This is a genomic window from Enterobacter sp. BNK-22 (assembly GCF_048684805.1).
In the GTDB taxonomy this organism is placed as follows: domain Bacteria; phylum Pseudomonadota; class Gammaproteobacteria; order Enterobacterales; family Enterobacteriaceae; genus Enterobacter; species Enterobacter quasiroggenkampii.
Genome location: NZ_JBLQTT010000001.1, coordinates 3,370,830 through 3,390,426 on the forward strand (window position 1 = coordinate 3,370,830; position 19,597 = coordinate 3,390,426).

Sequence of the window (19,597 nt, forward strand, 5' to 3'; positions counted from 1 at the left end):
GTACTGTTCTTCCCTCGGTTTATGTGGAGCAGTTATGCCTTATTTACTTGAAATGAAAAGCATCACCAAGCGCTTCGGCACGGTGAAAGCCGTCGATAACGTCAGTCTCCGGTTGAATCCCGGCGAAGTCGTTTCGCTGTGTGGCGAGAACGGCTCAGGCAAGTCAACGTTGATGAAAGTGTTGTGCGGGATCTACCCGTATGGCAGTTACGAAGGCGAAATCGTTTTTGCTGGCGAAGTTATCCAGGCGACTCACATTCGTGATACCGAACGTAAAGGCATCGCCATCATCCACCAGGAACTGGCGCTGGTGAAGCATCTCACCGTGCTGGAGAACATTTTCCTTGGGGCCGAAATTTCCCGCCACGGCGTGCTGGATTACGACACCATGACGCTACGTTGTGAAAAGCTGCTCGCGCAGGTGAGTCTCAGCATTTCACCGGATACCCGCGTGGGCGACCTGGGACTGGGGCAACAGCAGCTGGTTGAAATCGCTAAAGCGCTCAATAAACAGGTCAGGCTGCTGATCCTTGATGAGCCCACGGCCTCGCTCACCGAACAGGAAACTGCGGTACTGCTCGATATCATTCGCGATCTGCAAAATCACGGCATCGCCTGCATCTACATTTCGCACAAACTGAACGAGGTTAAAGCCATTTCGGACACCATCTGCGTGATCCGCGACGGGCAGCACATCGGCACGCGTGAAGCCGCGGGCATGAGTGAGGATGACATCATCACCATGATGGTAGGACGCGAGCTGACGGCGCTCTACCCGAATGAGCCTCACACCAAAGGTGATGAAGTGTTGCGCGTGGAAAATCTGACCGCGTGGCACCCCGTTAACCGCCACATCAAGCGTGTGAATAACGTCTCGTTTTCTCTGCACAGCGGCGAAATCCTCGGTATCGCCGGGTTAGTCGGCGCCGGGCGCACGGAGGCCGTACAGTGTCTGTTTGGCGTGTGGCCAGGGCGCTGGGAGGGCACGATTTATATCGACGGCCAGCCGGTGAAAATCGACAACTGCCAGCAGGCGATCGCCCGCGGAATTGCCATGGTGCCGGAAGACCGCAAAAAAGACGGCATCGTGCCGGTTATGGCGGTGGGGAAAAACATTACGCTGGCGGCGCTCGATCGCTTCTCCGGCGCGCTGAGCAGCCTGGACGATGCCGCCGAGCAGCAGTGCATCCTTCAGTCACTCGCCCGATTGAAGGTCAAAACCTCCTCACCGGAACTGGCCATTGGCCGCCTGAGCGGCGGCAACCAGCAGAAGGCGATTCTGGCGCGCTGCCTGCTTCTCAATCCACGCATATTAATCCTTGATGAGCCGACGCGCGGAATTGATATCGGTGCCAAATATGAAATCTACAAACTGATTAATCAGCTTGTACAGCAAGGGATTGCCGTCATTGTCATTTCGTCTGAGTTACCCGAAGTGCTCGGCCTGAGCGACCGTGTACTGGTCATGCACGAGGGAAAACTGAAAGCCAACCTGATTAACCAGAACCTGACGCAGGAGCAGGTGATGGAAGCCGCTTTAAGGAGCGAACGTCATGTCGAAAAGCAATCCGTCTGATATCAAAGTCGCCGTTCCGACGCCCGGTGCGTTCGCAGGACTAAAAGCGCTGAACCTGCAGGTGTTCGTGATGATCGCGGCAATTATCGTCATCATGCTCTTCTTTACCTGGATGACGGATGGCTCGTACCTGAGCGCGCGTAACGTCTCCAACCTGCTCCGCCAGACCGCTATCACCGGCATCCTGGCCGTGGGCATGGTGTTCGTGATTATCTCCGCGGAAATCGATCTGTCGGTCGGTTCAATGATGGGGCTCCTCGGCGGCGTGGCGGCCATTTTTGACGTCTGGCTCGGCTGGCCGCTGCCGCTGACCGTGGCGGTCACGCTGGTATTGGGGCTGGTTCTGGGGGCCTGGAACGGCTGGTGGGTAGCCTACCGTAAAGTGCCGTCGTTCATTGTCACCCTGGCGGGGATGCTGGCCTTCCGCGGGATCTTAATCGGCATCACCAACGGTACCACCGTCTCCCCGACCAGCGCGGCCATGTCGCAGATTGGTCAGAGCTACCTCCCGGATGGTGTGGGCTTTACCATCGGCGTGGCGGGGCTGCTGGCATTTGTCGCGTGGCAGTGGCGTGGACGCATGCGTCGTCAGGCGCTGGGGCTGGCGTCGCCAGCATCCACGTCGGTGGTGGGACGTCAGGCGCTCACGGCCGTCATTGTGCTGGGCGCCATCTGGCTTTTAAACGACTATCGCGGTGTTCCGACCCCCGTGCTGCTGCTGACGCTTTTACTGCTGGGCGGCATGTTTATGGCCACGCGCACCGCGTTTGGCCGCCGTATTTATGCCATCGGCGGCAACCTTGAGGCTGCCCGCCTCTCGGGCATTAACGTTGAACGCACCAAACTCGCGGTCTTCGCCATTAACGGCCTGATGGTCGCCATCGCCGGGTTGATCCTCAGCTCGCGTCTGGGGGCGGGTTCCCCCTCTGCCGGTAACATCGCCGAGCTGGATGCTATCGCCGCCTGCGTTATTGGCGGCACCAGCCTCGCAGGGGGTATCGGCAGCGTCGCGGGCGCGGTGATGGGGGCATTTATCATGGCGTCGTTGGATAACGGGATGAGTATGATGGACGTCCCGACGTTTTGGCAGTATATCGTCAAGGGGGCCATTCTTTTACTGGCAGTCTGGATGGACTCGGCCACCAAGCGACGGGCCTGATAACGGTATTGTGACTTAATTGGGAAGTGAGCCATGTTTGAAAAGCGTCACCGCATTACGTTGTTATTCAATGCCAACAAAGCCTACGACCGTCAGGTGGTAGAAGGCGTGGGTGAATATTTGCAGGCGTCGCAATCCGAGTGGGATATCTTTATTGAGGAAGATTTTCGCACCCGTCTGGAGAACATCAAAGACTGGCTGGGCGATGGCGTTATCGCCGACTATGACGACCCCGTCATTGAGCAACTGCTGACCGACGTCGACGTTCCGATCGTGGGCGTCGGCGGCTCCTACCATTCGCCCGAACACTATCCGCCGGTTCACTATATTGCCACCGATAACCATGCCCTGGTCGAGGCCGCGTTTCTCCATTTAAAAGAGAAAGGCGTCCATCGCTTCGCGTTTTATGGTTTACCCGCCACCAGCGGCAAGCGCTGGGCCGTTGAGCGTGAACACGCATTTTGCCAGCTGGTCGCACGGGAGAAGTATCGCGGCGTGGTCTATCAGGGGCTGGAAACCGCCCCGGAAAACTGGCAGCACGCGCAAAACCGTCTCGCTGACTGGCTGCAAACGCTGCCGCCGCAAACCGGCATTATTGCCGTGACGGACGCCCGCGCGCGGCACGTGCTGCAGGTCTGCGAACACTTACACATTCCGGTGCCCGAAAAACTGTGCGTGATTGGCATCGATAACGAAGAGCTTACTCGCTACCTGTCCCGCGTGGCGCTCTCGTCCGTTGCCCAGGGCACGCGTCAGATGGGCTATCAGGCAGCGAAGCTGCTGCATCGCCTGCTGGATAAAGAATCTCTGCCGCTTCAGCGCCTGCTGGTGCCTCCGGTTCGCGTCGTAGAACGTCGCTCAACCGATTATCGCTCCTTAAGCGACCCGGCCGTCATTCAGGCCATGCACTATATTCGCAACCACGCCTGCAAAGGGATTAAGGTCGATCAGGTGCTGGATTCGGTGGGCATTTCGCGTTCGAATCTGGAGAAGCGTTTTAAAGAAGAGGTGGGCGAAACCATTCATGCCGTCATCCATGCTGAAAAGCTGGAGAAAGCACGCAGCCTGCTCATCTCCACGTCGCTGTCGATCAACGAAATCTCGCAGATGTGCGGTTACCCGTCGCTGCAATATTTTTATTCAGTGTTTCGCAAAGAGTATGACACCACGCCGAAGGAGTATCGGGATCGCCACAGCGAGGTGCTGATCTAGAAAAGAAAACGCCTTCCAGTGGAAGGCGTTTTTTTGAGATTACATATGAGCGGCGATTAAGCGCTGGTTATCCTGGTACATAGCGAACAGATAGTTGTTATAGCTCTGTCCCTTCGTCGAATACCCTTTCAGCTTGTGGATCATCGTACTGGCCGTCACTTCCTGGTCCGCTTTACGCAGCTGAGCGCGTGATTTACGGAACGATGAGTAGGCCGGGTGCGTGTTCAGATTCACCACATAGGCGTTCACGGAATCCTTTACGGATTCAAACTGCGAATAGCCTTTCACCTTGCCGGGCGCATTAGTACAACGGCCTTTCACACATTTCATGCCGAAAAGGTTGTTGTTGTTACGCGCAAGCTTGGACGTTCCCCAGCCGCTTTCGGCTGCAGCCATGGTCGCAACCATGCTGCCCGGGATGATATCCACACGCTCAAGGAGAGCATTCCACGGAACACGACGCGTGTTACCGTTCCAGCTCAGCTTGTAGCGCTTCGTGATATCTTTCAGACGCGCGCGCTCTGACGGCGACCAGCGGCTATCGTACTGTTTGGAAATCAGCCAGTTACGATCCGCAGTAATCGCGGCATTTTGACTCGTGATGTAAGGCATTACCGTCCGGAGAAACGCTTTTTTCCTTGGTGTTCCGGAAGGGTATTTTCGCAAATCAGGAAGTGAACTACTCTTTGCACTATTGCGAGAATACTCTTGTTTACTGCTAACCTTACTACTTGTCGTCTTTATTACGTGGGCTTTCTTACTCGTTGTATCCGTGTGCGTCTTCGCAAGCACCTCACCCGAAAATGCCGTGGTGAGTAACATGAGTATCGCAGCCCCATATCGTCGAATGGGAGTCGATATCATTAGGTCTCCTGGTCGGATGTAATCATCCTAACACCTTATTTTTTCACAAATTTGAGAGCGGAATCTCAAATCATATCAAAAATAGACTTCAAGAGCACGTATAGAAATAGTCCAATTCCGAAACTATGTCACCTGAAACTTGCTCATAAAAACATCATTTCCGGAAAAATGTGTGCGTTATCGCAGATAACTGCCTAATTTTGCGCAAGATCACTCATCCTCACGCATCCTCCTGGCAGAAAGCGACAGGGGATGAGTTTTTCCCGCCCGCCTGCTGGCACACTGGTCAAAAAATCCGCGACAGGAACCAGGAATGAAACGCACCGCAATAGCCTTTCTGATGTTACCCGCACTGGCACATGCCGACTGGTCATCGCCGGGGTTTGGCGCATTTCGCGCCGAGGGCACCGGGATTTTCACCAGCCAGGCAAAGCTTGCGAAGGGTACGCGTCCTCTTACGCTGAGTTTTGACAAGACGTGCTGGCAGCCCACAGGCGCGATAAAACTCAATGAGATGCTGTCGCTCAAGCCCTGTGACGGCGCTCCGCCGCAGTGGCGCCTTTTCCGCGACGGTGAATACCAGATGCGGATTGATACCCGATCCGGCACGCCCACCCTGCTGCTGGCGGTTCAGAGCGCGACAGAACAGCCGGTGGCCAACGTTATCCGCCAGTGTCCGAAGTGGGACGGTAAGCCGCTAACGCTGGACGTCAGCCATACCTTCCCGGAAGGCTCCGTCGTGCGCGACTACTACAGTAAACAGACGGCGACCGTACAAGATGGGAAAATCACCCTGCAGCCAGCCGCCAACAGTAACGGCCTGCTGCTGCTTGAGCGCGCCGAAACCGACAAGCCGGCACCGTTTAGCTGGCAAAACGCCACTGTCTATTTTGTACTGACCGACCGCTATGTAAATGGCGACCCGAGCAACGACAACAGCTATGGCCGCCATAAAGACGGCATGCAGGAGATTGGCACGTTCCACGGTGGCGATCTAAAGGGGCTGACCAGCAAGCTCGATTACCTGCAGCAGTTGGGGGTGAATGCGCTCTGGATAAGCTCCCCGCTTGAGCAGATCCACGGCTGGGTAGGCGGCGGAACCAAAGGTGATTTCCCGCATTATGCCTACCACGGCTACTACACCCAGGACTGGACAACGCTCGATGCCAACATGGGCACCGAGGATGACCTGCGTCAGCTTGTTGATGAGGCGCATAAGCGCGGCATTCGCATCCTGTTTGATATCGTCATGAACCACGTTGGCTATGCCACGCTGGCAGACATGCAGGAATTTCAGTTTGGTGCCCTGTACCTTCAGGGTGATGAACTGAAAAAGACGCTGGGAGAACGCTGGACGGACTGGACGCCTGGCGCAGGCCAGACCTGGCATAGCTTCAACGACTATATCAACTTCAGCGACAAGGCCGCATGGGAAAAATGGTGGGGCAAGAAATGGATCCGTACCGACATCGGTGATTACGATAATCCCGGCTTCGACGATTTAACGATGTCGCTGGCGTTCCTGCCCGACCTGAAAACGGAATCCACCGCCCCTTCCGGGCTACCCAATTTCTACCAACACAAGCCCGATACCCACGCGAAAGCGATTCCGGGCTATACCCCGCGCGACTACCTGACCCACTGGCTCAGCCAGTGGGTACGTGACTACGGCATCGACGGTTTCCGGGTGGATACCGCGAAACACGTTGAGCTTGCGGCCTGGCAACAGCTGAAAGACCAGGCAAGCCAGGCGCTGGCCGCCTGGAAAGGTGCTCACCCGGATAAAAAGCTCGACAACGCACCGTTCTGGATGACCGGGGAATCCTGGGGCCACGGCGTCATGCAGAGCGATTATTACCGCCACGGTTTTGATGCGATGATTAACTTTGATTATCAGGAGCAGGCGGCAAAAGCGGTGGATTGTCTGGCCGATATGGATCTCACCTGGCAGCAGATGGCGGAGAAACTGCAAAGCTTCAACGTGCTGAGCTACCTCTCATCCCACGATACGCGCCTGTTCCGCGAAGGGGGTCAGCGCGCGGCGGAGCTGCTTCTGCTGGCACCGGGCAGCGTGCAAATCTATTACGGGGATGAGTCCGAGCGTCCATTCGGGCCGACAGGCTCCGACCCGCTACAGGGCACTCGCTCGGATATGAACTGGCAGGACGTCACGGGCAAGCAGGCCTTAACCGTCGCCCACTGGCAAACGCTGGGTCAGTTCCGCGCCCGTCACCCGGCGATTGGTGAAGGCAAACAAACCACGCTGTCGCTAAAAGAGGGGTATGGCTTCGTGCGCGAGCACAAGGGCGATAAGGTGATGGTGGTATGGGCGGGTAATCAATAGATCAAACCCCTCACCCTAACCTTCTGCCCTGAGGGGAGAGGGCCGGGGTGAGGGGAATTCCACCAGAACTATTCACTACACAAGCCCACGACTGCCCTATAAAACAACAAATCCAACCACACCACCCGATTTGCACCAACACGGTGCTAGCGTTATGGTTACCCACTTTCAAAATAAGCTCGACAGATCACCTGCTATGACGTTTTCACTTTTCGGCGACAAATTTACCCGCCATTCAGGCATTACTCGCCTGATGGAGGACCTCAACGACGGGCTGCGCACACCGGGCGCAATCATGCTCGGCGGCGGAAACCCGGCTCAAATCCCGGAGATGAATACCTATTTCCAGACCCTGCTCGCTCAGATGCTGGAAAGCGGCAAAGCAACCGATGCGCTTTGCAATTACGACGGCCCGCAGGGTAAAACCGAACTGCTGGCACTCCTCGCCGAAATGCTGCGTGACGAGCTGGGCTGGGATATCGAACCACAGAATATTGCACTAACAAACGGCAGCCAGAGCGCGTTTTTCTACTTGTTTAACCTGTTCGCAGGACGTCGCGCCGACGGCACCACCAAAAAAGTGCTGTTCCCGCTGGCACCGGAGTATATCGGCTACGCTGATTCCGGCCTGGAAGAGGATCTGTTCGTCTCCGCGCGCCCGAACATTGAGCTGCTGCCGGAAGGCCAGTTCAAATATCACGTCGATTTCGAACACCTGCATATTGGCGAAGAGACGGGCATGATCTGCGTATCGCGCCCGACTAACCCAACGGGCAACGTGATCACTGATGACGAACTGATGAAGCTGGATGCGCTGGCAAATCAGCACGGCATCCCGCTGGTGATCGATAACGCCTACGGTGTACCGTTCCCGGGCATTATCTTCAGCGAAGCACGTCCGCTGTGGAACCCGAACATTGTCCTGTGCATGAGCCTCTCTAAGCTGGGTCTGCCAGGCAGCCGCTGCGGCATCATCATCGCTAATGAGAAAATCATCACCGCCATCACCAATATGAACGGCATTATCAGCCTTTCTCCGGGCGGCATTGGCCCGGCGATGATGTGCGAGATGATCAAACGCAAGGACCTGCTGCGTCTGTCGAATGACGTGATTAAGCCTTTCTACTACCAGCGCGTTCAGGAGACGATCGCGACACTTCGTCGCTATTTGCCGGAAGAACGCTGTCTTATCCACAAACCGGAAGGGGCGATTTTCCTGTGGCTGTGGTTTAAGGATTTACCTATCACCACCGAACTGCTTTACCAGCGCCTGAAAAAGCGCGGCGTACTGATGGTGCCGGGCGATTATTTCTTCCCAGGTCTGGATAAGCCGTGGCCGCATACCCATCAGTGCATGCGCATGAACTACGTCCCCGATCCGGAGAAAATCGAAGCGGGTGTTAAAATTCTCGCCGAAGAGATCGAAAAAGCCTGGCGCGAAGGCCATTGTTAAATAATAAGGCTCTTCAAATGAAGAGCCTTATTTTTCCGTGATCTGAATCTTATATTAAGGATATATCCTGTAGCGCTTTATTTATCATCCCCCTTGAGTTTCCTTAGGAATATCCCTTTAATTTACGCTCGCTAACTTTCCCCTCAATAATTAAGCATCGATTAAAGATCTTAACTTATTGTTATTTTGAAACAACCCTCTGCAGCTCAGGGAAATACCTTTCCGAGCCACTTTCATGCATATTTAAAAATAGGGCATATACTCACTAATACGCCGCTCGGCGTTCTTTTGCGTGGAGTATTCATATGCTACCTAATAATGTTAGTCGCATCAGCGCTATCGCTGTTGCGGTACTGCTCGCGTTCTCTCTTTCTGCCTGCAGTGGAAGCGGTGGCGGCTCTCATCACTCAACGGCCAAAAATAACCCTGCGACGGGAAGCAGCAGCGGCTCAGGTGATGGAAGTGGCACGACCGCGAACAATGGCGGTTCGGGCAGCAACGGCTCAGGTACCGGGACGGGTTCAGGTACCGGGACAGGCGCTGGTGGCGGAACGGGTTCTGGTTCAGGATCGGGCTCAGGCTCAGGAGGCAATGGCAGCGGAGGAACCGGAACAGGCAACACGGGCGGTGGCGGAACCACTACCGCAGGCGTAAATACGATACTGGGTGATGCCGGTAAAACCGTAACCAGCGTCGGATCCACGGTGGATGGCCTTGGAAGCCAGCTTCCGACAAATAATCCCGTCACATCAACCGTTTCAACCACCGTCAGCGGTGTTGGCAGTGCCGTGTCCACCGTGGGGACAGGCGTCACGACTGGCGTTGGCGATCCAAACAACCCGAACGGTGTGGGCACAACGGTTAAAGGCGTGACCACGTCCGTCACCTCCCTTGGCAATACCGTTTCAACAGTAGGCACGGGCCTGGCGAGCTCCACTTCCGGAACACCGGTCAGCGGCGTAACCGGACTGACGGGCAGCGTGGTCAACAGCACCGGGCAACTGGTCAGTAACACCGGCACGGGTCTCACCAACACGGTAAGCAGCCCTGCGGTCACTCAGGTAACAACCGATACCACGACCCTGGCTAACAAGACGCTGGGCGGGGTACAAGGCGTGACGCAAAGCGTAGGCACCACAACGGGTCTCGGCACACCGGTCAACGGTCTGCTGACCCAGGTGGGTGGCACCGTCAGCGGCGTGGGGACCAACATTAGCAGCAGCAATAGCGGGCTTAGCGGTGTCGGTCAGGTCGTTCAAAATGTCGGCCAGACGGTCACGGATAGCGGTACGCTGGTCAAACCCGCCTCTTCGACAACGGGAGGAAGTTCAGGCTCTCTCACAGCCAATGCAAATGTGGCGGCCACGAACAACAGTCTGGGTGCAACGGTCAATACGACCCTCAATACCCTGACTGCAGGCGTTACGGCCAACGCAGCAACAACATCAAGTCAAAATACGTCAACAGCGAATCCGATTAACGGACTCAACACGTTAACCACCGGTCTGCTGACGCCAAAACAGTAACCTGCTTATTGTCATTCTGCGCCCCTGGTTCAGGGGCGCTTTATACAGCGACACTCCCCCTAACCGGGAATGATGAACAGGGATAGCGCGATGAAACACCACTTCCTTTTTTCGCTGACGGGGCTGGTTGTGCTGAGCATGGCCCGCGCCGATACACTGCCCTCTATTATTAACCCTGATAACCCGGCGCAAGTTTCTCGTAACGTTGCCCCCGAACAGACGGAGGCCGTCCCTCAGCCGAAAGTCAAAATAGAAAAACCGCAGTCAACGCTGACGCCTGAAACGCCCATTACCATTAATCACATTCAGTTTATTGGCGGCACGCGTTATCCCTTGCAGGAATTACTTCAGCCCTTCAGGCCTTACGCCGGAAAAACCGTGCCGCTAAAAACGCTCACCGGGCTGGTAAACGATATTACGGCGCGCTATAAGGCTGACGGTTTTCCGCTCTCCTATGCGTGGCTGCCCGATAATAATTTCCAGCAGGGGAATATTAAAATTGTTCTGGTTGAAGGCTATGTCGCTCACAGCGACATCACCAGTAATAACCCGCACATCGCCGAACGCCTTAAACGTTTGTCCGAAAAAATCATGGCGGAAAAACCGCTGTCTCAGGATACGTTCGATCGCTACAGCCAACTGATGACGCGCACCCCGAACGTTCCGGTCACGGCTAACGCACAGTTGCCAACCAATATTTATGGCGCGGCGGCAATGCAAATAACCGGCAACCAGGAGCGGAGCTGGAATATCGCCTCGACGATCGATACCCGTAAAGGGCAAGATTTAATGATGCTGAACGGCACGCTCAGCAACATGACAAGTTATGGCGATCAGCTTGGCGTGGCCACGCTTGTGCCGTTAGATAGCAACACGCGAAAAAACTATGTCGGGCTCAACTGGCAGCAGTTTTTAAACGATGAAGGGCTGACGATGCAGCTCAAAAGCAGCTATTACCGCGAAGATCCGCGAGATTTTTCGCCCCTGCTCTCTTTGCCGAATAATATCAGCGTCGATTCGAAGCAAAAAACAACGCAATACAACGGTGGCGTGACGTTTGGCTATCCCCTGCTGCTGACGCAAAAATCACAAATTAATCTGACCGGCGGTTTTGATTACACCGACCGCCAGGATGATTATGCTCTTCAGGCCAGACTGCAGGGCAAAACCTATCGTCTGGACTCCGTCAACCAGCACGCGCGTTATCCGGCGCTGGAAGTGGGCGTTAATGGTGCGCATCAGTTCACAACCGCCAGCATCAGCGGCCGACTCAACGTGCGTCAGGGCATTGATGCGATGGGTGCCGATATCGTCTCGGCCCCCAGACCCGATATGAATTTTACGCTCACGAAAAGCTATCTGGACGCAGCCAGGCTGTTTGCCGACAAGTGGCGGCTTTCAACGTCCTGGGAGGGTGACTGGTCAAATAACACGTTGCCAGAACCTGAACGCGTTAGCTTCGGTGCCCAGCGGTTTGGCCGTGGATACCAGGACAGTGAAGCAAGCGGTGATTACGGCTATGGCGGGCAGGTAGAACTGCGCTATATCCAGATGCGAAAAGAGAGTACCTGGCTTGCCACAATCCAGCCCTACATCCTGGCCGATACCGCGCAAACCTGGTTTAACACCTCCGGCTTGCCTCATCAGCGGCTCGGGTCAGTGGCGGCCGGCGTGATGGTAGGCGATACCCGCCACTATAGCGTCACGGTTGAGGCGGCAAGACCCGTAGGGGATGTTCCGACAGACAGTCGCAACAGAGACTGGCGCTACAGTCTGACATTTACGTGGAATTTCAATAAAATGCAGTAAGCCTTTCAGCCCGAATACTGACAGGATCAACGCAGCGCAGCGCGTGGGTTGGACAGGCCTCCACGCAGGCCGGTCCGCCTTCGCGATGACTGCACAAATCACATTTCAGCGCTTGTGCCCTGTTTCCCACCAGCCGTACCTGCATCGCCCCAAACGGACAGGCGACCATACAGCTCTTGCAGCCAATACAGCGCGTCTGCTCAACAAGCCAGGCGACCGCCGTACGGCTGATGGCATGGGTTGGGCAGACGTTGGCACAGGGGGCGTCCTCGCACTGATGACACCCCACCGCCGTTGTGTAGTCGTCCCCTTTCACCACCCGAAGGCGGGAGATAAAAGCCTGCGCGATGAAATCGTCCTGATGCGCGACCGCACAGGCCACTTCACAGGTGCGGCACCCGATGCATTTTTCCGCATCCGCCATGATAAATCGGTTCATCTGTTACGCCTCGCGTACGTTAAAACCCAGCTCTTTTGAGATAGCCTCTGCCGTTTCGCGCAGCGGTTTGAGCAGGTTCTTCTCGCCCACCTGCTTCATGCGCGACGTCGATAGCGAGATAGAGATCGCATACGGGACGCGGCCGTGAATATCAAACACCGGTACGGCAATACAGGAGACGCCCAGCTCGTTCTCTTCTTTGTCCATCGCCATGCTGCGATCGCGAATTTCCGCCAGTTCATCATACATGGCGCTCAGTTCAGTGATGGTGTTGCGCGTCAAAGGTTGGATCTGTTCCTGGTGGCTTTCCCAGTAGCTCGCCACGTAATCCTGATGGCCAAACGCCATGTAGATCTTGCCCATCGCGGAACAGTAAAGCGGCATATGCTGGCCAATATAGGCGCGCGTGCGCAGCATACCGGTTGTCGGTTCGAGCTTATAAATCAGGATTGCGTGGTCATCTTCCCGGCTGGAGAAGTTCACCGTCTCGCCGGTCGCAATGTTCAGCGCTTCGAGGTGCGGAGCGGCCACGTGAATGATATTCAGCGACGACAGCGCCTTTTGCCCGACGGCGATAAATTTGGTGGTCAGGCGATAGCTTCCCGCGGCGGGTGCCGGGGTCACGTACCCGCACGACTGTAGCCCCTGCAGCAAGCGGTGCACGGTGCTCTTGTTCAGCCCCGCCAGTTCCGATAAATGCGCAAGCGGACACCCGTTCGGATAGTTGCTGAGGATCTCAATCAGCATCAGGCCGCGAAACAAGCTCTGGCTGCCTGCTGGCCTCTCTTTTTCTTGCGTCATTTCGCTCTCTTTCATGCTCATTACATGGCTCCTTTTCATCGCGACCTGATGGTAGCGCAAAGTGTGGGTCAGTTCACGATCTCAACAGAAAAAACACAACCAGTTGATTTTAATCGATTTTGAAAAACATGAATGTCGTTGATCTGACAAAATTTGATCGCTATATTTGAAATCAGATTTCGCATAGTGGAATTTAGCGATAAAAAAGCACTCACACTTGCCCTTAAAAGAACAGGAGAACAGGGATGAAAGTGACCTTCGAAGAGTTGAAAGCGGCGTTCAATCGGGTTCTGCTCGATCGCGGCATAAAAGCGGAAACCGCAGACGCTTGCGCCGAGATGTTTGCCCGCACCACGGAATCCGGCGTCTATTCGCATGGTGTGAACCGCTTCCCGCGCTTTATTCAGCAGCTTGATGCAGGGGATATCATTCCTGACGCCCAGCCCAAACGGGTGATGACATTAGGCGCCATCGAACAGTGGGATGCGCAGCGCTCCATTGGCAACCTGACGGCGAAGAAGATGATGGATCGCGCCACCGAGCTGGCGTCCGATCACGGCATTGGTCTGGTGGCACTGCGTAACGCGAACCACTGGATGCGCGGCGGCAGCTACGGCTGGCAGGCGGCGGAGAAGGGCTATATCGGCATTTGCTGGACCAACTCGATTGCCGTGATGCCCGCGTGGGGATCAAAAGAGTGCTGCATCGGCACGAACCCGCTGATCGTTGCCATTCCGTCGAACCCTATCACCATGGTCGACATGTCGATGTCGATGTTCTCCTACGGCATGCTGGAGGTGAACCGCCTGGCCGGGCGCGCATTGCCGGTAGATGGCGGCTTTGACGACGAAGGTCACCTCACCAGAGAGCCGGGCGTGATCGAGAAAAACCGCCGTATTCTGCCCATGGGCTACTGGAAAGGGTCCGGCTTATCCATCGTCCTCGATATGATCGCCACCCTGCTCTCAAACGGATCTTCCGTCGCGGAAGTGACCCAGGACAACAGCGACGAGTACGGCGTATCGCAGATCTTCATCGCCATTGAGGTGGATCGCCTGATCGATGGCCCAACCCGCGATGCCAAACTGCAGCGCATTATGGACTTCATCACCACCGCCGAACGCGCGGATGAGAATGTCGCCATCCGCCTGCCGGGGCATGAATTTACCCGTTTGCTTGAAGAGAACCGCCGCAACGGCATCACGGTTGACGACAGCGTGTGGGCGAAAATCCAGTCTCTGTAAGGAGTGGGCCATGATATTCGGACATATTTCCCAGCCAAATCCGTGTCGCCTGCCGCGGGCAATTGAAAAAGCCCTTCATTTTCTGCGCACGACGGATTTCTCTCTCCTGGCGCCAGGCGTAGTAGAAATTGAAGGTCGCAACATTTTTGCCCAGGTTCTGGATCTGACAACAAAGGATCTGCATGAGAATCGCCCGGAAGTGCATCGCCGCTATCTGGATATCCAGTTCCTGGCCTGGGGTGAAGAGAAAATCGGTATCGCGATTGATACCGGTAATAACGAAATAAGCGAATCATTGCTGGAACAGCGCGATATTATTTTTTATCACGACAGTGAAAATGAGTCGTTTATCGAAATGACACCCGGCAGCTATGCCATATTTTTTCCGCAGGATGTGCACCGTCCTGGCTGTATTAAAAACAAGGAAACCACAATTCGTAAAATTGTGGTGAAAGTGGCAATCAGCGAATTAGATTAATTTTCTGAGATACCCTAAATAATTCGAGTTGCAGGAAGGCGGCAAGAGAGTGAATCTCCAGGAGCTTACATAAGTAAGTGACTGGGGTGAACGAGCGCAGCCAACGCACATGCAACTTGAAGTATGACGGGTATAAATACAGGAACGCGAAATGACCAACACCAGTTTTATTATTGGTGCGTACCCCTGCGCACCCTCGTTTCACCAGAAAGGGGAACAAGAAGAACAAACCTTCTGGCGGGAACTTTCCGACACGCCGAATATTCGCGGGCTGGAACAGCCTTGCCTTGAAAATCTTCATCCCCTTGGTGACGAATGGCTGTTCCGCCATACCCCGGGGGACTGGCAAATCGTGGTCACGGCAGTAATGGAAACCATGCGCCGCCGCGGCAGCAACGGCGCATTTGGCCTGGCCTCGGCTGACGACACGCAGCGTAAAGCGTGCGTGGACTTTTACCGACATTTGCACCAGAAAATTAACGCCGTGAATGCCCGTTATCCAGGCAAAGTGATTGCTCTGGAAATGCAGGCCGCCCCGCAGGCGGGCAATGCTTCCGTCGAACAGGCTACAGAAGCGTTTTCCCGCTCGGTTCGGGAAATCGCGGGCTGGGACTGGGACTGCGATCTGGTGCTGGAACACTGCGATGCCATGACCGGCGCCGCACCACGTAAAGGCTTCCTGCCCCTGGAGCAGGTGCTGGAGGTGGTGAAAGACACGGATATCAGCATCTGCATCAACTGGGCGCGGTCGGCCATCGAAGGCCGTAACACTACCCTTCCCCTTGACCACGTTCAGGCCGCGCTTAATGCCGGGAAACTGGGTGCGCTGATGTTTTCAGGCACCACCCCCGGTGGGGAATACGGTGAATGGCAGGATCTGCACGCGCCATTTTCCTCCTTCTGTGCCGACAGTCTGATGTCCACTGAACGTGCAAAAGCACTCTTTACTGCGGCGAGCGCCGCAACGTTGAAATTCTCCGGTATTAAATTACTGGAAATAAATGCTAATGCTGATGTCAGCCATCGCATCGCCATTTTGCGCGACGGTATTAGCGCAATGAATAAAGCAACGCAATAACAATAAGAAAAGTTTATTCCGGTTACCTACTGAGAGATTAACTATGAATATTTCTACTCATGCTCTACATGCGGATATTCCGCGCCAGCGCTGGCTAAGAATCATTCCTCCTATTCTTATCGCCTGTATTATTTCATATATGGACCGCGTGAATATCGCGTTTGCAATGCCGGGAGGGATGGACGAAGAATTAGGTATTACCGCCACCATGGCAGGCCTCGCGGGCGGCATATTCTTTATCGGCTATCTGTTCCTGCAGGTACCCGGCGGCAAGATTGCGGTGCACGGTAGCGGCAAGAAATTTATCGGCTGGTCACTGGTCGCCTGGGCGGTGATCTCGGTGCTCACGGGTCTCGTGACGAATCAGTACCAGCTGCTGGTGCTGCGCTTCTTACTCGGCGTGGCGGAAGGCGGGATGCTACCCGTTGTGCTCACCATGATCAGCAACTGGTTCCCGGATGCCGAACGCGGTCGCGCCAACGCAATTGTGATCATGTTCGTACCCATCGCCGGGATAATCACCGCCCCGCTGTCGGGCTGGATTATCACCGCACTTGACTGGCGCTGGCTGTTCATCATTGAAGGTCTGATGTCCATTGTTGTGCTGGTGCTCTGGGCATTCACGGTCTACGACCGTCCGCAGGAGGCCCGCTGGATCTCAGCGGCAGAGAAAAACTATCTGGTACAAACGCTGGCGGCTGAACAGCAGGCCATCGCCGGAAAAGAGGTGAAAAATGCCTCGCTCAGCGCGGTGCTGTCTGACAAAACCATGTGGCAACTGATCGCCCTGAATTTCTTCTATCAGACCGGGATTTACGGTTACACCCTCTGGCTGCCGACCATTCTGAAGGAGCTGACGCACACCAGCATTGGTCAGGTGGGGATGCTCGCCATCTTGCCCTACATCGGCGCCATTGCGGGCATGTTCCTGTTCTCCTCGCTTTCTGACCGCACCGGCAAGCGTAAGCTGTTTGTCTCCCTGCCGTTGATTGGCTTCGCGCTCTGCATGTTCCTCTCCGTAGCCCTGAAAGCAAACATCTGGCTGGCCTATGCCGCACTGGTGGGCTGCGGTTTCTTCCTGCAATCCGCCGCCGGCGTGTTCTGGACGATCCCGGCAAGACTGTTTAGCGCAGAGATGGCGGGCGGCGCGCGCGGCGTGATCAACGCCCTGGGCAACCTCGGTGGCTTCTGCGGCCCGTATGCCGTTGGCGTGCTGATCACCCTGTACAGCAAAGATGCGGGCGTCTACTGCCTGGCCGTTTCACTCGCGCTGGCGTCGCTGCTGGCCCTGCTGTTGCCGGCGAAATGCGATGCCGGGGCAGAGCCCAATCCCACGGTAAATCCCCATAAACGTGCGGCCTGATGCCCTCACCCCAGCCCTCTCCCACGGGGAGAGGGAGAAAACCAAACCGTAGGCCGGGTAAGCGCAGCGCCACCCGGCAATTAAGCGAGATGAAGATGAGTGAAAAAGAGACCTTCTGGCTGGGTATCGATTGTGGCGGTACTTATCTTAAAGCCGGTTTATACAACAGCCAGGGCAAAGAAGTCAGTATCGAACGCCGCTCCGTTGCCACGCTCAGCCCGCGAGCGGGCTACGCCGAGCGGGATATGCATCAGCTGTGGCAGCACTGCCACGCAACCATCGCCGCGTTGCTCAAGAATGCAGGCGTAAACGGCAACCAGATCAATGGGGTCGGCATTTCTGCTCAGGGTAAAGGGCTCTTTCTGCTCGATAAACAGGACCAACCGTTGGGCAACGCCATCCTCTCCTCCGATCGCCGGGCACTGGAGATTGTGCAGCGCTGGCAACAGGACGGCATTCCCGAAAAACTCTACCCGCATACGCGCCAGACGCTGTGGACCGGGCATCCGGCCTCGCTTCTGCGCTGGGTCAAAGAGAACGAGCCGCAGCGCTATCAGCAGATTGGCTGCGTGATGATGGCGCACGACTATCTGCGCTGGTGCCTGACCGGCGTGAAGGGTGGTGAAGAGAGCAACATCTCCGAGTCCAATCTCTACAACATGAATACCGGGCAGTATGACCCGCAGCTTACGCGCTGGCTCGGGATCAGCGAGATTGACGGCGCCCTGCCGCCGATTGTCGGTTCAGCAGAAATCTTCGGGGAAATCACCGCTCAGGCAGCCGCCCTTACCGGTCTCGCGGCGGGCACGCCCGTCGTGGGGGGACTGTTTGATGTGGTTTCCACCGCGCTCTGCGCCGGACTGCAGGACGAGCACACGCTGAATGCCGTGATGGGCACCTGGGCCGTCACCAGCGGGATCGCCAGTGCACTTCGCAGCAACGAACCCTTCCCCTACGTTTATGGCCGCTACGTGCATCCGCAGCAGTACATCGTTCACGAAGCCAGCCCGACCTCGTCCGGCAACCTTGAGTGGCTCACCGCGCAGTGGGGCGACATGTCGTTCAGCGAGATCAACCACGCCGTCGCCAGCCTGCCGAAAGCCGAAAGCGATGTGTACTTCCTGCCGTTCCTCTATGGCAGCAACGCCGGGCTGGAGATGACCAGCGGCTTCTACGGGATGCAGGCGCTACACACCCGCGCGCACCTGCTGCAGGCGGTTTACGAAGGCGTGGTGTTCTGCCACATGACCCACCTCAACCGCATGCTCGAACGCTTTACCCACGTTCATGCCCTGCGCGTGACGGGTGGCCCAACCCATTCGGACGTATGGATGCAAATGCTTGCGGACGTCAGCGGGCTGGCGATTGAACTGCCGCAGGTAGAAGAGACCGGCTGTTCTGGCGCGGCGCTGGCCGCCCTGGTCGGCACCGGCGTGTATCCCGATTTCCATACGGCGCAATGCGCCCTCCGACACGACATTCGTGTCATTGAGCCTGACATGCGCGCCCATGCGGCTTATCAGCGCAAGTATCAGCGCTATCAGCTACTGATTTCAGCACTACAGGGCTATCACGCCCGAGTTAAGGAGAACAACCTATGAGCCGACCATTACTGCAGCTGGCGCTCGACCATACCTCTCTTCAGGCCGCGCAGCGTGATGTCGCGACGCTTGCCGATCACGTTGATATCGTCGAAGCGGGCACCATTTTGTGCCTGACCGAAGGGCTAAACGCCGTGCGCGCCCTGCGCGAGCAGTGCCCGGATAAAATCATCGTTGCGGACTGGAAAGTGGCCGATGCCGGAGAAACGCTGGCAGAGCAGGCATTTGGCGCGGGTGCAAACTGGATGACCATCATCTGCGCCGCCCCGCTGGCCACCGTTGAACGCGGCCACGAGGTAGCCCTGCGCCGCGGGGGAGAAATCCAGATGGAGCTCTTTGGTCACTGGACGCTGGACGATGCTCGCGCATGGCATCGCATCGGCGTGAAGCAGGCCATTTATCACCGCGGACGTGACGCACAGGCGAGCGGCCAGCAGTGGGGTGAGGCGGATCTCGCAAAAATGAAAGCGCTCTCCGATATCGGTTTGCAGCTTTCGGTTACCGGCGGTATCACCCCCGCCGACCTGCCGCTGTTTAAGCAAATCAACGTCAAAGCCTTTATTGCCGGACGCGCGCTGGCAGGTGCCGCCAATCCACCGCAGGTGGCACAGGCATTCCATTCGCATATTCGCGACATCTGGGGAGCGTAA

At 56.1% G+C, this 19,597-nt stretch carries 16 protein-coding genes; 13 read left to right on the forward strand and 3 right to left on the reverse strand.

Annotated elements, in window-relative coordinates; all coding sequences use genetic code 11:
• Window positions 1-34: 34 nt before the first annotated feature.
• The 3 genes from ACMGGE_RS15935 to xylR are packed head-to-tail and all read left to right on the forward strand — an operon-like array spanning window position 35 to window position 3,947.
• On the forward strand, window positions 35-1,576 hold the full coding sequence (locus ACMGGE_RS15935) for a xylose ABC transporter ATP-binding protein (protein WP_048226578.1): 1,542 nt from the start codon (window positions 35-37) through the stop codon (window positions 1,574-1,576).
• Entirely contained in the window at window positions 1,554-2,735 is a 1,182-nt protein-coding gene (gene xylH / locus ACMGGE_RS15940; protein ID WP_045907874.1) for a xylose ABC transporter permease XylH, read from the forward strand. Before ACMGGE_RS15935 ends, xylH begins: the two co-directional genes overlap by 23 nt.
• Window positions 2,736-2,768: 33 nt before the next feature.
• A complete protein-coding gene (gene xylR, locus ACMGGE_RS15945; protein WP_420293940.1) occupies window positions 2,769-3,947 on the forward strand; it encodes a D-xylose utilization transcriptional activator XylR in 1,179 nt (392 codons plus the stop codon).
• A 39-nt stretch (window positions 3,948-3,986) separates the two neighbouring features.
• Here the strand turns inward: xylR and ACMGGE_RS15950 are convergent, their stop codons facing one another.
• Window positions 3,987-4,811, reverse strand: a complete 825-nt coding sequence (locus ACMGGE_RS15950) for a protein bax (protein WP_048028064.1) — start codon at window positions 4,809-4,811, stop codon at window positions 3,987-3,989.
• A 313-nt stretch (window positions 4,812-5,124) separates the two neighbouring features.
• Here ACMGGE_RS15950 and ACMGGE_RS15955 point away from each other — a divergent pair, with 313 nt between their 5' ends.
• From ACMGGE_RS15955 to ACMGGE_RS15970, 4 genes are all read left to right on the forward strand, one after another.
• Entirely contained in the window at window positions 5,125-7,155 is a 2,031-nt protein-coding gene (locus ACMGGE_RS15955; RefSeq protein WP_420293941.1) for an alpha-amylase, read from the forward strand.
• Between the two features lie 196 nt (window positions 7,156-7,351).
• Window positions 7,352-8,608: a valine--pyruvate transaminase gene (gene avtA, locus ACMGGE_RS15960; protein WP_196352840.1), complete on the forward strand. Its 1,257-nt coding sequence runs from the start codon at window positions 7,352-7,354 to the stop codon at window positions 8,606-8,608.
• A gap of 305 nt (window positions 8,609-8,913) precedes the next feature.
• The gene (locus ACMGGE_RS15965) at window positions 8,914-10,134 is read left to right on the forward strand and encodes a collagen-like triple helix repeat-containing protein (protein WP_262811464.1); all 1,221 of its coding nucleotides are present in this window, start codon (window positions 8,914-8,916) and stop codon (window positions 10,132-10,134) included.
• A gap of 90 nt (window positions 10,135-10,224) precedes the next feature.
• Complete coding sequence (locus ACMGGE_RS15970; protein ID WP_420293942.1) at window positions 10,225-11,943, forward strand: ShlB/FhaC/HecB family hemolysin secretion/activation protein; 1,719 nt, start codon at window positions 10,225-10,227, stop codon at window positions 11,941-11,943.
• Here the strand turns inward: ACMGGE_RS15970 and ACMGGE_RS15975 are convergent.
• A complete protein-coding gene (locus tag ACMGGE_RS15975) occupies window positions 11,927-12,382 on the reverse strand; it encodes a 4Fe-4S dicluster domain-containing protein (RefSeq protein WP_420293943.1) in 456 nt (151 codons plus the stop codon). The two genes, ACMGGE_RS15970 and ACMGGE_RS15975, sit on opposite strands and share 17 nt — an antisense overlap.
• 3 nt (window positions 12,383-12,385) lie before the next feature.
• On the reverse strand, window positions 12,386-13,204 hold the full coding sequence (gene yiaJ / locus ACMGGE_RS15980; protein ID WP_021242452.1) for an IclR family transcriptional regulator YiaJ: 819 nt from the start codon (window positions 13,202-13,204) through the stop codon (window positions 12,386-12,388).
• Window positions 13,205-13,428: 224 nt separating this feature from the next.
• Between yiaJ and yiaK the strand changes: the two genes are divergently transcribed.
• From yiaK to ulaD, 6 genes are all read left to right on the forward strand, one after another.
• The gene (gene yiaK / locus ACMGGE_RS15985) at window positions 13,429-14,427 is read left to right on the forward strand and encodes a 3-dehydro-L-gulonate 2-dehydrogenase (protein ID WP_048226569.1); all 999 of its coding nucleotides are present in this window, start codon (window positions 13,429-13,431) and stop codon (window positions 14,425-14,427) included.
• Between the two features lie 10 nt (window positions 14,428-14,437).
• On the forward strand, window positions 14,438-14,905 hold the full coding sequence (locus ACMGGE_RS15990) for a YhcH/YjgK/YiaL family protein (protein WP_167214666.1): 468 nt from the start codon (window positions 14,438-14,440) through the stop codon (window positions 14,903-14,905).
• Window positions 14,906-15,056: 151 nt separating this feature from the next.
• A complete protein-coding gene (locus tag ACMGGE_RS15995; RefSeq protein ID WP_420293944.1) occupies window positions 15,057-15,983 on the forward strand; it encodes a DUF4862 family protein in 927 nt (308 codons plus the stop codon).
• 43 nt (window positions 15,984-16,026) lie between these two features.
• Complete coding sequence (locus tag ACMGGE_RS16000; RefSeq protein ID WP_025910539.1) at window positions 16,027-17,346, forward strand: MFS transporter; 1,320 nt, start codon at window positions 16,027-16,029, stop codon at window positions 17,344-17,346.
• A gap of 95 nt (window positions 17,347-17,441) precedes the next feature.
• On the forward strand, window positions 17,442-18,947 hold the full coding sequence (locus tag ACMGGE_RS16005) for an FGGY-family carbohydrate kinase (protein ID WP_420293945.1): 1,506 nt from the start codon (window positions 17,442-17,444) through the stop codon (window positions 18,945-18,947).
• A complete protein-coding gene (gene ulaD / locus ACMGGE_RS16010; RefSeq protein ID WP_048226564.1) occupies window positions 18,944-19,597 on the forward strand; it encodes a 3-keto-L-gulonate-6-phosphate decarboxylase UlaD in 654 nt (217 codons plus the stop codon). Before ACMGGE_RS16005 ends, ulaD begins: the two co-directional genes overlap by 4 nt.

Coding starts and splice junctions, on each gene's coding strand:
- ACMGGE_RS16000 (WP_025910539.1), top strand. CDS start 16,027: ATGAATATTTCTACTCATGCTCTACATGCGGATATTCCGCGCCAGCGC.
- xylH (WP_045907874.1), top strand. CDS start 1,554: ATGTCGAAAAGCAATCCGTCTGATATCAAAGTCGCCGTTCCGACGCCC.
- ACMGGE_RS15970 (WP_420293942.1), top strand. CDS start 10,225: ATGAAACACCACTTCCTTTTTTCGCTGACGGGGCTGGTTGTGCTGAGC.
- ACMGGE_RS15950 (WP_048028064.1), bottom strand. CDS start 4,811: ATGATATCGACTCCCATTCGACGATATGGGGCTGCGATACTCATGTTA.
- ACMGGE_RS15990 (WP_167214666.1), top strand. CDS start 14,438: ATGATATTCGGACATATTTCCCAGCCAAATCCGTGTCGCCTGCCGCGG.
- ulaD (WP_048226564.1), top strand. CDS start 18,944: ATGAGCCGACCATTACTGCAGCTGGCGCTCGACCATACCTCTCTTCAG.
- avtA (WP_196352840.1), top strand. CDS start 7,352: ATGACGTTTTCACTTTTCGGCGACAAATTTACCCGCCATTCAGGCATT.
- ACMGGE_RS15935 (WP_048226578.1), top strand. CDS start 35: ATGCCTTATTTACTTGAAATGAAAAGCATCACCAAGCGCTTCGGCACG.
- ACMGGE_RS15965 (WP_262811464.1), top strand. CDS start 8,914: ATGCTACCTAATAATGTTAGTCGCATCAGCGCTATCGCTGTTGCGGTA.
- ACMGGE_RS15975 (WP_420293943.1), bottom strand. CDS start 12,382: ATGAACCGATTTATCATGGCGGATGCGGAAAAATGCATCGGGTGCCGC.
- ACMGGE_RS16005 (WP_420293945.1), top strand. CDS start 17,442: ATGAGTGAAAAAGAGACCTTCTGGCTGGGTATCGATTGTGGCGGTACT.
- xylR (WP_420293940.1), top strand. CDS start 2,769: ATGTTTGAAAAGCGTCACCGCATTACGTTGTTATTCAATGCCAACAAA.
- ACMGGE_RS15955 (WP_420293941.1), top strand. CDS start 5,125: ATGAAACGCACCGCAATAGCCTTTCTGATGTTACCCGCACTGGCACAT.
- ACMGGE_RS15995 (WP_420293944.1), top strand. CDS start 15,057: ATGACCAACACCAGTTTTATTATTGGTGCGTACCCCTGCGCACCCTCG.
- yiaK (WP_048226569.1), top strand. CDS start 13,429: ATGAAAGTGACCTTCGAAGAGTTGAAAGCGGCGTTCAATCGGGTTCTG.
- yiaJ (WP_021242452.1), bottom strand. CDS start 13,204: ATGAGCATGAAAGAGAGCGAAATGACGCAAGAAAAAGAGAGGCCAGCA.